This window comes from Carboxylicivirga sediminis (genome assembly GCF_018156225.1).
GTDB classification, from domain to species: Bacteria; Bacteroidota; Bacteroidia; order Bacteroidales; family Marinilabiliaceae; genus Carboxylicivirga; species Carboxylicivirga sediminis.
In genome coordinates, this window is the sequence record NZ_JAGTAR010000001.1 from 266,282 (window position 1) to 279,291 (window position 13,010).

The 13,010-nt window shown below is 40.8% G+C and carries 9 protein-coding genes; 1 reads left to right on the forward strand and 8 read right to left on the reverse strand.

Features of this window, described 5'->3' with window-relative positions:
* Positions 1-7 precede the first annotated feature (7 nt).
* The 6 genes from KDU71_RS00975 to KDU71_RS01000 form a co-directional block, all read right to left on the reverse strand.
* On the reverse strand, positions 8-3,334 hold the full coding sequence (locus KDU71_RS00975; RefSeq protein ID WP_212188023.1) for a TonB-dependent receptor: 3,327 nt from the start codon (positions 3,332-3,334) through the stop codon (positions 8-10).
* A gap of 82 nt (positions 3,335-3,416) precedes the next feature.
* The gene (locus KDU71_RS00980) at positions 3,417-4,433 is read right to left on the reverse strand and encodes a FecR family protein (protein WP_212188024.1); all 1,017 of its coding nucleotides are present in this window, start codon (positions 4,431-4,433) and stop codon (positions 3,417-3,419) included.
* 148 nt (positions 4,434-4,581) lie between these two features.
* Positions 4,582-5,148 (reverse strand): RNA polymerase sigma factor, encoded by a 567-nt coding sequence (locus tag KDU71_RS00985; RefSeq protein WP_212188025.1) that lies wholly within the window; start codon positions 5,146-5,148, stop codon positions 4,582-4,584.
* Positions 5,149-5,256: 108 nt separating this feature from the next.
* Positions 5,257-7,692 (reverse strand): GH36-type glycosyl hydrolase domain-containing protein, encoded by a 2,436-nt coding sequence (locus KDU71_RS00990; RefSeq protein WP_212188026.1) that lies wholly within the window; start codon positions 7,690-7,692, stop codon positions 5,257-5,259.
* Between the two features lie 110 nt (positions 7,693-7,802).
* Positions 7,803-9,419, reverse strand: a complete 1,617-nt coding sequence (locus KDU71_RS00995; RefSeq protein ID WP_212188027.1) for an MFS transporter — start codon at positions 9,417-9,419, stop codon at positions 7,803-7,805.
* A gap of 9 nt (positions 9,420-9,428) precedes the next feature.
* Complete coding sequence (locus tag KDU71_RS01000; RefSeq protein ID WP_212188028.1) at positions 9,429-10,166, reverse strand: NUDIX hydrolase; 738 nt, start codon at positions 10,164-10,166, stop codon at positions 9,429-9,431.
* 421 nt (positions 10,167-10,587) lie between these two features.
* Between KDU71_RS01000 and KDU71_RS01005 the strand changes: the two genes are divergently transcribed.
* Positions 10,588-12,372, forward strand: a complete 1,785-nt coding sequence (locus tag KDU71_RS01005; RefSeq protein WP_212188029.1) for a HAMP domain-containing methyl-accepting chemotaxis protein — start codon at positions 10,588-10,590, stop codon at positions 12,370-12,372.
* A 116-nt stretch (positions 12,373-12,488) separates the two neighbouring features.
* Here the strand turns inward: KDU71_RS01005 and KDU71_RS23380 are convergent, their stop codons facing one another.
* Together KDU71_RS23380 and KDU71_RS01015 are read right to left on the reverse strand one after the other, a co-directional pair.
* Entirely contained in the window at positions 12,489-12,674 is a 186-nt protein-coding gene (locus KDU71_RS23380) for a YgaP family membrane protein (protein WP_212188030.1), read from the reverse strand.
* A gap of 21 nt (positions 12,675-12,695) precedes the next feature.
* Complete coding sequence (locus KDU71_RS01015; protein WP_212188031.1) at positions 12,696-12,998, reverse strand: hypothetical protein; 303 nt, start codon at positions 12,996-12,998, stop codon at positions 12,696-12,698.
* Between the last annotated feature and the right edge of the window lie 12 nt (positions 12,999-13,010).

Consider the following 13,010-nt stretch of genomic DNA (forward strand, 5'->3'; position numbering starts at 1 on the left):
TTTTGGATTAGAAATTAACATTTAAACCAAACATCACTTTCTTGGTCGTTGGATACAGACCTTTATCAATACCCTGACGGTTATCTTCGCTAGAACCAGCTTCAGGATCCATTCCCTCATATTTTGTAAATGTGAAGAAATCATCGAGAGATACGAAAGCTCTGACACGTTGCAGCTTGATTTTTTCCGACAATGATTTTGGTAATGTATAACCCAGCTGAATTTGCTTGATGCGCATATATGACGCATCCTGAACCACCAAATCACTACGGTAAATATAGTCGCTGGTATTATCGGGTTTAGGCATGCTGGCATTATCGCCAGGTCCTGTCCATCGGTCAGTAAAGAAGAAGGAAGGTTTGTTACTCAATTTTCGGTCGGTGCGGAACCAGGCCATAAACACATCATTGCCCGACATACCTTGCATAAACAGGTTGAAATCGAAGTTTTTATACTCCATGTTAAAAGTGGCACCATATAACAGATCCGGATGAGGACTACCAATATTTGTTTGATCCGATGCGGTGATTTCACCATCATCATTTACATCAACAACAATTGGCGCGCCTGTTTCTGGATCAATCCCTGCCGTTTTGTATCCTTTGAAGTAATAAATCGGATACCCCTCTTCAAACCAGGTCATGTTATAACCACGCACATTGGCACCAGGCTGAGGTGTGTCATCCTTTACTTCAGTTACTTCATTCTTAAGTGTACTCAGGTTCAGATTTACTCCATATTTTAAACCAAATGATGTTGTATTTCTCCAACCTAATTCGAATTCAAAGCCAGAGTTTTTAACCGTACCCAGGTTAGCTGACACATCTTCTCCGAAACCAGCTGAAGGAGCCATCTTATTAGGTTTGATGAGTCCATCGGTCAATTTTTCGTAGTAATCAACCGAAAAGTTAAGCTTGCTATTAAACACTCTTAAATCTAATCCAACGTTGGTTTGTTCAGACGTTTCCCACCCTAAAGCAGGGTTTGTTGGGCGCGGACTGCGCGAACCACCTGATAGTACTTCATCCTCATTGGGGTAATTAATGTTTTGTGATGTCCAGAAAGCTCTGTCGGCAAAAGGCACCACATTAAAGATGCTACCATTCTGTCCCCAGCTGGCACGTATCTTCAGGTAATCAATGGCTTCCACATTCCAGAAGTCCTCCTGCGAAATCAACCAACCGGCAGACACAGCAGCAAATGAAGCCCAGCGATTATCAGTTGGCAATACACTGGCTCCATCACGACGAAGCGAACCTTCTAACATGTATTTGCCAGCATAATTGTAGCTTAGACGTCCGAAATAAGATACTTTCGTATTCTCTTCCATGTTACCACCCACCATGTTATTATCTCGATCTGCATAATAATCATGATAGGCATATTGAGAGCCTTCTTTTGGCATTTCCGATTTCAGGTAATAATTAGGATGTGTATAATCTTCATATGACATACCAGCTAATAGAGTGAAATCATGCTTATTGATCTTCTTATTGTATGAGGCGAAGTTTTCCCAAAGGGCTTTGTAATACTTATCTACCCAGTCCTGCGCAACATTAAGACTGTTAGATCGCTCCGATGAGAAGTAGTATTTTGGTGACCATTCTTTGCGAGTAATATAAGTTAGCTCCAATCCAATACGTGAAGTAATATTCAAGCCTTTCAGTGGTTTTAAAGTACCATAGAACGAGGCCAGCAACTTATCCATAATCTGCTCATTATGGGTATTTTCCATAAAAGCAACCGGGTTGGCAGTTTCACCGGTTACAAAACGATTCATTCCGTAATAATCACCATTTGAATTTTGCAATGGTGTATTGCCATCTGCAATAATGGCATCGATACGGCTCATATCCGATTCTATGACCGGCGTATAAGGATCAAGCAGTAAAGCACTGTTGACAATTGAGCGGTACTCATCATCTTCAGGCAAAATTTTCCTATTGGAGTGAGAGAAGTTCAGGTTATTACCCACCTCTAACCAATCGGCCATCTCGTTTTTAGTATTAATACGAAAAGTATAGCGTTCAAAACGCGCATCCTCGCCACCAATGGCACCATCCTGCTTAAGATATGAACCTGATAGCAGATAAGTTGATTTTTCATTACCCCCGGAGAAGCTAATACTATGACGTTGCATTGGAGCAGCCTCAGAAATTTCGTCCAACCAATCGGTATCATAATTTTCGCCTGCAGGTGGGGTAATAGTCTCACCCGCTTCTTCCATAAACTGCTTGTATTGAGCAGCGTTCATCATCTCGGCATTGGTCGATAAAGTTTGTATACCATACTGGAAGTTATACTCAATACGCGATTTTCCTTTGGTACCGCTTTTGGTGGTGATTAATACCACACCATTAGCACCTTCTGTACCATAAATAGCGGCTGAAGCAGCATCCTTTAGGATTTCCATGGAGGCAATATCATTCGGGTCCAGATCATCAATACCACCGGTTTTCATCCCATCTACAATGTATAACGGATTACTGTTACCATTGGAACCGGTACCACGTATACGTATTTTCACGCCGGCTCCTGGTGCACCCGATGTTGGTAATACGGCCACACCTGCTGTACGCCCCTGTATAGCATGCTCAACACGACCGTTCGATACTTTTTCGAGTTCCTCGGCTTTAACCGATGAAATAGCAGCTGTCACAACACTTTTGCGTTGCACACCATAACCCACCACAACTACTTCATCCATATCAATGGCTTCCTCCACCATGGTAATGTCAACCGTTGGCTTACTGGCCACCTGTATGATTTGAGGTTCAAATCCTACAAAAGAAAAACTAATGGTTGCATCAGGCGAACCAAGCGAAAGTGTATAGGTACCGTCAATTGCTGTGATAGTTCCGTTACTTGGATTGGTTTGCTCAACCACAGTTACTCCAGGAATCGGGTCGCCATTAACATCGGTTACAACACCTTTTACTGTATGCTCTTGTTGCATTAACGTTATCGCTTCCTGCTTTTTGGTTAAAACAATTTGCTTATCAATCACCCGATAATTCACATCAGTTGATGCAAAAAGCTTATCCAATGCATCAAATAAATCTTCATTGCTTAAATTAACTGACACATTGCTGATGCCCTCAATTAACTGTTGGTTGTATAGAAAGGTGTAGCCTGTTTGTTGTTCAATTGCATCAATCACCTGTTCTATTGATGCATTATTCTTTCGTAAAGAAAGCGTAGAACCTTGTGAGTAGGAGTTGGTTGCCCACATTTGTGATGCTCCAACCAGTAAAAGAATAGCCAATATTCTCATACGTCTGTAGATTTTTTGTAAGGCATAGGAATCCCATACCTCAAATGGATTTTTTTTCATAAATTTGAAATGTTTAGTGAAACAAACTTTTTTAGGAGAGTTAGTAAGGTGGTGCTTCTGACTCTCCTATCTTTTTATCTATTCATTGCTTATTGACTGTTAGGGTTACCTTCATTTTATTTCTGCCATTTAGTTTTTTCTGCTTCGGTTCCGTTATCTGATAATTAATTGGTGCTGTTAATTTCATCAGTTTCAACACCTCCTCAATGCTTTCATCTTTGAATGTGGCTCGGAATAGATAATCCTCAGGACATTCACCTTGTAATACAACATCCACATGATACCATTCACTCAACTTTTCAGCCACCTTTTTAAGGTTATCACCTCTAAACACCAAAACACCGTCCACCCAATCCTGTATGATCTCTGGTTCGATGGTTTCAACCATCACCCGGCGACTTACCTTTTGATAAAGCAGTCGTTCTCCAGGATTCAGAGTAGTTGGCTGGCTATTATTTGGCACAAACTTTACTTTACCACTCTCCAAAACAACTTCGGTTGTGCTATTATCTGGCCACATATCAGCAGTAAAACGCGTGCCCAACACAACAATTTTTGAGGCACTGCCAATCACCTCAAAAGGATGCTCCTTATCATGTGCTACATCAAAATACGCTTCTCCACTTAAGCTGACATGCCTTTGTTTAAAAAGCGTCTGATAACTTAATTCAGAGCCACCTTTCAGCCAGCCTTTTGTGCCATCGGGCAAAGTAAAGGCCACTTTTGTACCATGCATTGCCTGAATGGTTGTTAATGTCTGGGTAGATTTCACGTAGTCGCTGTTCAGGTTTCTAACCACAAATAATATGGCCAATGGCAACAGTAAGATAGCAGCTACGCGTGCATAAACTTTATACAAACGCACCATCTTGCCAGCTTTCTCAACTGGCCTTATTTGCTCATGAATCGCTTTCAGAACATGCGTCAGACTGTGATTAGAATGTTCATTCGAACTACTTTCCCAGTCTTCCTCCAAAACACTCTTCAATTCAACTTCAGCCTTATCATCATTAAACAGTCTGGTAACATAGCGTTCATCTTTCACAGTGCAATTACACGATGTATATCGTTTTAGTATGTCTTTCTTAATCTCTGTCATTCTGTTATTCAAATTGCTAATTGTAATACCACTCGTTTAGCATTGGATTAATCAGCCTTTATTAGTTATATCCTGTAAAACAAAAAATCTCCCTTCGAAAAAGGAGATTTTTTTAATATTTTTCTTTAAACAACTCTAATAGTGTAAATTAGTACATCATAAAAATCATCAAAACAACTGCTATATCGCTTATGTCCACCCGTTCTTTCAGGTAATGAATCACCTCCGAAATTTGATTATCTACTGTTTTAGGTGCCAGACCTATATTTTTAGCAATTTCTTTGGATGGCAATCCCTGGAAGCGACTCATCTCAAATATTTTTCGCTTTTTCTCGGGTAGCTCATTCAATAAGTCAATCACCTGGTGTAAAATTGAACGATAAAGAATTCCTTTCTCGGTGGAATCATCAGCAATATCAGGTGCCAACACATCCACCATATTATGAATTACCTGTCTTTTTTCAAAGTGCTTTTTTACCTGGTTAAAAGCGATGGTAAACAAATAGGAATGGAAAGATTTATCAGCGTTCAGCTGTTGACGCTTATTCCATATTTTAATGAAAACTTCCTGCACCAGACCTTCTGCCTCCACCTCCGATTTCAGGTACTTGAAAGCAAATGCATACAATCGTTGGCTGTATTGCTCAAACAGCTGATCAAATGCTCTGATATCGCCTTTGGCAAGCTTATTAACCAATGCCTTATTTGCTTTCATTGATGATGGATAAAGATGTTTAAAGGTATAAACTTATATGTTTAAATAGCAAATATTAATCACTACAACAATGCCAGATACCCATTTAAGGATATCTGACAAAGCAGATTATCCCATCGTTACAAGCACTTCATGCGTACCTTCATCGAATAACGGCACTGTATTTCCCTTCTGCTTCACTCCGTCAACTTCAAGACTTGCAATACCTTTATTAACGCCTGCTGAATTAACTACGCGAATATTGTACTCGGCTCCTCTGAACTGTCGTTTTACCGCAAACTCTTTCCAATCGGCAGGAATACAAGGCTCAATCTTTAAGCCATCGTAATCGGGCTGAATACCCAGAATGTATTGAGTAACTGCATAAAAATTCCAGGCTGCGGTACCTGTCAACCACGAATTTTTGGCCTCACCGGGCTTGTAAGCATCCTTACCCGCAATCATCTGTGCATATACATACGGTTCAGTTTTATGCAAGTCACTGATATCCTCAAGGTAAGCCGGACATATTTTTTTATAATATTCCCAGGCTTTCTCTCCGCGACCAATCACCGTTTCACCAATCATTATCCATGGATTATTATGACAGAAAATACCCGCGTTTTCCTTATATCCGGCCGGATAAGTAGATATTTCACCATACTCAATCACGTATTTAGTAAAGGCCGGATTATTCAGTACAATACCGTAATCGCAGTCCAGACGTTCTTTAACCGAATCCAGAGCCTTTTCACACAAGCCTTCCTCTTTTCCAATACCAGCCATGGTACACCAGCCCTGAGATTCGATAAAGATTTTACCTTCCTCGTTTTCATCACTACCCACCTTGTTACCGTAGAAGTCATAAGCACGTAAGAACCACTCGCCGTCCCAGCCTTTTGACTTAACGGCCTCAATCATTTTATTCACCTCTGTTTGTGCACGTTCAGCCTCATCCACTTTGCCAATTCGCTTGCTCAGCTCCACATACTCCTGTCCGTAAACCACAAACAATCCGGCTATCATCACCGACTCTGCCTTTGAGCCTTCTGTATTGTTTTCTGTTGTTTGAAACGACTCGTTTGGATCGCTTGAGAAACAGTTCAGATTCAAACAATCATTCCAGTCGGCCCGACCAATTAACGGCAATCCGTTAGGTCCCAAATTATTCACCACATGGTTAAAGGATATAGTCAGATGATCGTACAGCGTTTGTGCAAGGCTCATATCATTATCGAATGGCACCATTTCATCCAAAATACTGAAATCGCCTGTTTCTTTGATATAGCTAACAACACCCAAGATCAACCACATTGGATCATCATTAAATCCACCCCCAATGGCATCGTTACCGCGTTTGGTCAATGGCTGATACTGATGGTAACAGCCCCCATCAGGAAACTGGGTAGATGCAATATCAATAATGCGCTGGCGGGCACGCTCTGGCACCTGGTGAACGAAGCCAATCAAATCCTGATTAGAATCACGGAAGCCCATGCCCCGGCCAATACCCACTTCGAAGAATGAAGCGGAACGTGACATATTAAAGGTAACCATACATTGGTACTGATTCCAGATATTAACCATCCGGTTAAGCTTATCGTCACCACTTTCCAATACAATCTTACCTAAAAGGGTATCCCAATACAAGCGCAACTCATTCAGAGCTGCTTCCACTTTCTCAACCGTATTGAATCGTTCAATTACGGCTTCAGCGGGTTGCTTATTAATAACATTTTTAGTTTCCCACTTGTCCTCTTCCTTATTCTCAATGTAACCAAGTACAAATATAAACTCCTTCGACTCGCCGGGCTGCAGCTCCACTTCAATGTAATGAGAAGCCACCGGCGACCAACCATGCGCTTCTGAATTCGTTGCCCGCCCTTCGATGACAGCTTTTGGCTCCGAGAACTCATTGTATAAACCTACAAACGATTCACGATCCGTATCATACCCATCAATGGCCGTATTAACATGGTAAAAAGCATAGTGGTTACGCCTTTCCTTATACTCTGTTTTATGGTAGATGGTTGAGCCTTTCACTTCTACCTCGCCCGTTGACAGGTTTCGCTGCAGGTTATTCTGATCATCTTCAGCATTCCATAAGCACCACTCCATAAACGAGAACAGCTTAATCTTTTTAACATCGGAGGTGGTATTGGTCAACTTCACCTTTTGCACTTCGGCCCACGTTTTTAGTGGAATAAAGAACAATGTTTCAGCTTCAATGCCATTTTTAGCACCTGTTATTTGTGTGTAGCTCATACCGTGGCGACACTCATACTTATCCAGTTCGGTTTTACAAGGTTTCCAGCCTGGTGACCAGACGGTTCCGCCATCATTGATATAAAAATAACGCCCGCCATTATCCATTGGCACATTATTGTACCGGTAGCGCGTTAGTCGTCTGAACTTAGCATCTTTATAAAATGCATAGCCACCAGCAGAGTTTGATACCAATGAAAAAAAGTCCTCATTGCCTAGATAGTTGATCCATGGCCACGGTGTTTGTGGGTTGGTAATCACATACTCTCTTCTCTCGTCGTCAAAATATCCGTACTTCATCCTTTTTAGTTTTATCTTCATTTGTCAGATGGAACTCCTGATTCATCCTAATCATCCACACGCGCGCCTTCAGATTATTAAGATGTTAGCCTCCTGTTCATCCCATCCTTTTATCCCTGATTCTCTAAAATCAGTTCGTTATTTCTTTTTTCGCTAAGCTCTTGTGTTATTTGGGTCATTTTAGTTTGATTAAGAGGATATAGAACCATTACGCCGGCAGCAACAATGGCCACAATGGCCGGAATCCAGCTCATCAGCATAATGATGCCCGGCACCGCTCCCTGAATGGCCACTGAATCTTGCCCATTGTACTTGAAGATGGCCAACACAAATCCAATAATAGCTCCTGCAATACCACCCCCAAACTTTGTAGCAAATGAACCAGCTGAATATATTAAACCAGTTGCTCTTCGACCGTTCTTCCATTCCGAATAATCGGCTGCATCCCCCAGCATCGCAAAAAACAAGGTTGGAAAAATGGCTGCAGCAAATTCAGATGCGATCCCCAAAGTAAAGATGGCGACAGTATTATCGGGTCCGCAGAAAACAATGAGCGCATTGATAAGCCCGGAAAAGATAAGTGCATATATAAACAGCATGCGCTTCCCAACCATCCGTGCTAAAGGTGCCGTGGCCATTGCTCCGCCAATTGAAATAATCATTAAAGCAACCAAATAAGAAGCTGCCATCAACTCGTCATGCAGGTAATGTTTAAAATAAATAACAGTAATACCTTGTTTAGTAGCATTATATACATTAAACAACAGACCAACAATCAGTAAAATCAACCAAGGCTTATTTTTTAATAAATCCTTTAAATCCTTCCAAAGGTTATCTTTCTGCTTGGCCGAAGGTTTTATACGCTCTTTCGTAGTTAAAAAGGTCAGAAACATAAAACCAGCTAAAAACACCGACAACAGATAAATTGAATAGCTATATCCTTTCTTCTGATTAATGACTCTAAAACTTTCTGCTTTCAAATCACCTTCACCCTCCACCACAAATGTGTATTGGCTATCCTGCTCCATAGCAAAACTTTTGTCCTTGGTGGGTTTATCACCAGACAATTCATCTTTCCAGGAAAAAGTAGCGATACCATTCTCTGTTTTGATATTTGCATTGGGCACCTCGTGTGGTGACGAAACAGTCACTTCATACTTATCTGCGTTAAGCTGTGATAAATGAATTTGCGGATCCACATTTCCGAAATAAGCAACCAGGTATAATAAGGCACCTTGCACCAGCATTCCTCCACCAAACGCACCTACCATACGGTACGATCCCAAACTGGTTCGCACCTTATCATCCCCCGTCATTACAGCCATTAAAGCTCCATATGGAATATTATTGGCTGTATATATCAGTGTAAAAAGAATGTAGGTTACATAGGCATAAATCGTTTTCCCTGTCGGTCCTAAATCAGGAGTAGTAAAAAGCAAAGACAAAATAACAGCCAAAGGTATAGCGGTCCATAATATCCAAGGGCGAAAATTGCCGTACTTCGATTTTGTTCGATCGCCAATGACCCCCATTACAACATCACTAATGCCATCGCTTGAACGAGCCACAAGCAACAGAACACCTGCTGCGGCTGGTGCTATTCCAAACACATCTGTATAAAAGATAAGTAAAAAGGTGGCCACACCTCGCCATGCAATATTGGCAGCGCCATCTCCCAATGCATATCCTATCTTTTCTTTAATTGAGATCTTTTCCTGATTTAGCATTTTCCTGATTTAGATAGTGAAGTCAAATAGTTCTTTCTTGGTTTTGTCATACACATCGCGGCTGAAAACATATAAGCGAGCTGGCTTATGAGCTACGCCGGTCTGTTTCTCATCCAGCTGAATGAGGTATTTCATGCGTGCGACCTTTTTCCTGAAGTTGCGCTTATCGAGCTCAATGCCCCAAATAGCTTCATATACATTTTGCAATTGTGTGAGGGTAAATTTATCGGGCAGTAGTTCAAAAGTGATTGGTTCATACTTAATACGCGTCTGCAAAGTCCTGAGCGCCTCTTCCAGAATCAGGTTATGATCAAAGGCCAATTCCCCAACTTCGGATACAGGCACCCACCTTACATTACGCCCTTTCCACTGCAACTTAACCTTATCTGTCGCCACTAACGAATAGAAGCCTACAGTAATAATTCGCGCCTCAGGATCTCGCCCTGTACTTTTTAACCAAAGCTGATCGTTGGGCTTTTTAAGGCGATTGGGATGTGCAAATGTTTTAAACTGTTCAAGAAATACATTATCTAATCCCGTTAAATCAAACAATACACGATTGGCAGCATCTTCAATGGGCTCGTCTTCATACACATGATTACCAGTAAGTGTACAATCATTAATAATTAACTCACCCGAATCAGTATCATTAAGTGTCCGGTCAACAATTAACACTTCTAATTCTAAACCATTATAACCAAATAAAACACAGTCAACTGATAAATATTGAGAAATTTGTCTTGTCATACTTAGTGTTGTTTTTACACTTTTGATTTTGACAAATGTATATGTTTTTAATTAAAATCCAAAAACAACTATAAAACCTCTATTTGACCCGAAGACTTTTACACTGATAATCAACCGGTAAACACATAGACAAAACATAACATGGAAGTATTATAAAGCAATTAACATCCACTTAAGGCTCTGCAGTAACACAAAACCTGATGAACAAGAAAGATGCCTTATATGCACTTAATTACTGAATTATTTCGTCAATTATTTCAACCGATTGATGGAATATTTTACATGATTCACAATAGCCAAACACCTCACTCTCCTGTACTAATGCACATTAGGCATTTTTCCAACTTTTTAAACATACCAATCAGAAAATTATTTTTGCCCCTCAGCACACAAGTACATCTAAAGACCAAAAAAACAAATAATGAAAATCTCTAACATTAGAAACCTATCTATTCGATATCGATTAATGATGGGTTTCACCATTATGATTATCTGCGTAGCACTGGTAGGTTTGATAGGGCGTAATAGCATCAATAAAACCAGCAAAGTTGTTAAACTGGCAAACCATCTTAAACTTGCACAAACCCACCTGATGAATGCCCGAATAGGCGTCCTCTACTTTATGAAATTTACCGATGAAACCAAAGTTGAATCAACCATTAACAATCTAAACAATGCATTATTGGAAATTGAATCAACAGACGGCCTAAACACTGTTAAAGATTTAAATACAGACTCGCTTAGACAGGCCATCAGTAGCTATCTGAAAGCATTTAACCATTACGTTACGGTTGAAAATAATAAACAAACAACCAAGGCCAACTGGTCTAAAACCGGCACAAAAGTCGGGGCGATTATTAGCTACGACCAACAACTCAACAAATTCAGCAAGCTATCAAAAGATGTGCTATACGCACATAGCCAGGTTAGAATGGCTGCCTGGGAATTTGTGTCAAACCCGCTTGATGCAAATGGTGATATCAATGATAATCTGGTAACAAAGGTAAAAGGCCGCTTAAATAAGTTTTACTCTGTTTTGGACGCTGCCAAACTAAACCACAACGATAAAACCATTGCATCGCTGAATAAGATTTATGACAGCTACAGAGAATATGAGAAAGCTTTTGAATCATTTGTCAGTGAAAACAAAGAACAAGGTTTGCAGATTAAGGCAATGCAGATAGCCGGTGCCCAGGTAGCGCAATTGAGCGATTCAATTGTTGACAAAATCCACACAGAAGAGCAAGATGTAATGCGTTCTGCATCGTTGTGGGGCAGTTCCATACTAATTGTTGCAATACTAATCGCTATCATCATCAGCCGCATAACATCGGTAAGTATCATCAAACCTGTTAACAAAGGGCTTCACCTGGCCGAATCACTGGCAAAGGGTGAGCTGTTTCACTCTTTTGAAACAACTGGTAACGATGAAATCAGTCGCTTGTTGCAAGCCATGAAACAAATGAATAACAAATTGCAGGAAGTAGTTGCTGAAATAATGAATGGTGCCGAGCAACTAAACCTGGCAAGCGAACAGCTCAACCAAAGCTCTCAGGAGTTAACACAAGGTGCCAGTGAACAAGCTGCATCGCTCGAAGAGGTTTCCACGACCATGGAGGAGATGGTGGCAAATATTGAACAAAGCAATGCCAATGCCGGCACTACTGAATCGCATTCAAGCCAGGCTCTTGAAGGAATCAGATTAACCGCACACGAATCGGCTAAAGCCAGCCAGGCCAACAAACTCATTACTGATAAAATATCGATTATTGAAGAGATAGCCATGCAAACAAATATATTGGCCTTGAATGCATCGGTTGAAGCAGCCAGGGCTGGCGAGCATGGCCGCGGATTTTCTGTAGTTGCTGGTGAAGTGCGTAAGCTGGCAGAACGCAGCCAGGATGCAGCTGCTGAGATTGTAAAATATGCAGAGGAAAGCAACAATCTCTCGTCCAACTCCAACCAACAACTCAACAACATGCTGCCAACACTTGACAGCTCATATAGCTTAATTAAAGAAATATCGGCTGCCACCAGTGAGCAACGCGATGCTGTACAGCAGATAAACGCTTCTATTCAGCAGCTGAATCATACAACTCAGCTCAACGCTTCGAGCAGTGAAGAAATTGCGGCCAATGCCGAAGAACTTAATTCACAAGCAACACAGTTGAATGCACTTATTAACTATTTCAAGCTAAACAACTAATTATGCATAACGAAAGGCCTCGATTGCTCCACGCAACCAAGGCCTTTCTCATTCACAAACAAAAAATATGGAAACCTAACGCACACTTCACCATTAGGTAAAGCGTGAACTCACAACTATTTTGGTACTCCAAGCTTTGTTAAAATATCATTCAACAGGCACCACTTGGTAATTGACGACTGAATTAGATTAACAGCAACAAATCCTGCCAAAAAAAGCCAGTTTACATGAACATATATGGCTAGTAAAATACTCAGCAGAATAAGCGTTCCGGCGATTGCTCTAACAATTCTTTCTTGCATAATTTTAAATATTAGATATTCTTAAACTCCTTTTTCAACATCAACAACAAAAGCATTTATATTACAATGGGGCATCTCGGCCTTACATTGCAACAGGTTCTCCAGCAAACTGTCGGCCTGCTCATTACCCACAAAGGAGATAAAAGCTATATTATCCACTCCCATCGACTTTTGCCCAAACCAATTACCAAGGCGATGCTGCTTTTGCAACTTGCGCATCCCCATCATTTCAATTTCATTATAATACGATACCTGATGCTCACTAAAAAACTCCTGAAGGCGTTCTCTGTATTCAGCTACCGCTATGGCTATTAATAGTTTCATAGTTACTCTGTA

Bases quoted from the DNA above. Each gene is read 5' to 3' on its own strand.
- KDU71_RS00975 (WP_212188023.1), bottom strand. From the start codon at position 3,334: ATGAAAAAAAATCCATTTGAGGTATGGGATTCCTATGCCTTACAAAAA.
- KDU71_RS00980 (WP_212188024.1), bottom strand. From the start codon at position 4,433: ATGACAGAGATTAAGAAAGACATACTAAAACGATATACATCGTGTAAT.
- KDU71_RS00985 (WP_212188025.1), bottom strand. From the start codon at position 5,148: ATGAAAGCAAATAAGGCATTGGTTAATAAGCTTGCCAAAGGCGATATC.
- KDU71_RS00990 (WP_212188026.1), bottom strand. From the start codon at position 7,692: ATGAAGTACGGATATTTTGACGACGAGAGAAGAGAGTATGTGATTACC.
- KDU71_RS00995 (WP_212188027.1), bottom strand. From the start codon at position 9,419: ATGCTAAATCAGGAAAAGATCTCAATTAAAGAAAAGATAGGATATGCA.
- KDU71_RS01000 (WP_212188028.1), bottom strand. From the start codon at position 10,166: ATGACAAGACAAATTTCTCAATATTTATCAGTTGACTGTGTTTTATTT.
- KDU71_RS01005 (WP_212188029.1), top strand. From the start codon at position 10,588: ATGAAAATCTCTAACATTAGAAACCTATCTATTCGATATCGATTAATG.
- KDU71_RS23380 (WP_212188030.1), bottom strand. From the start codon at position 12,674: ATGCAAGAAAGAATTGTTAGAGCAATCGCCGGAACGCTTATTCTGCTG.
- KDU71_RS01015 (WP_212188031.1), bottom strand. From the start codon at position 12,998: ATGAAACTATTAATAGCCATAGCGGTAGCTGAATACAGAGAACGCCTT.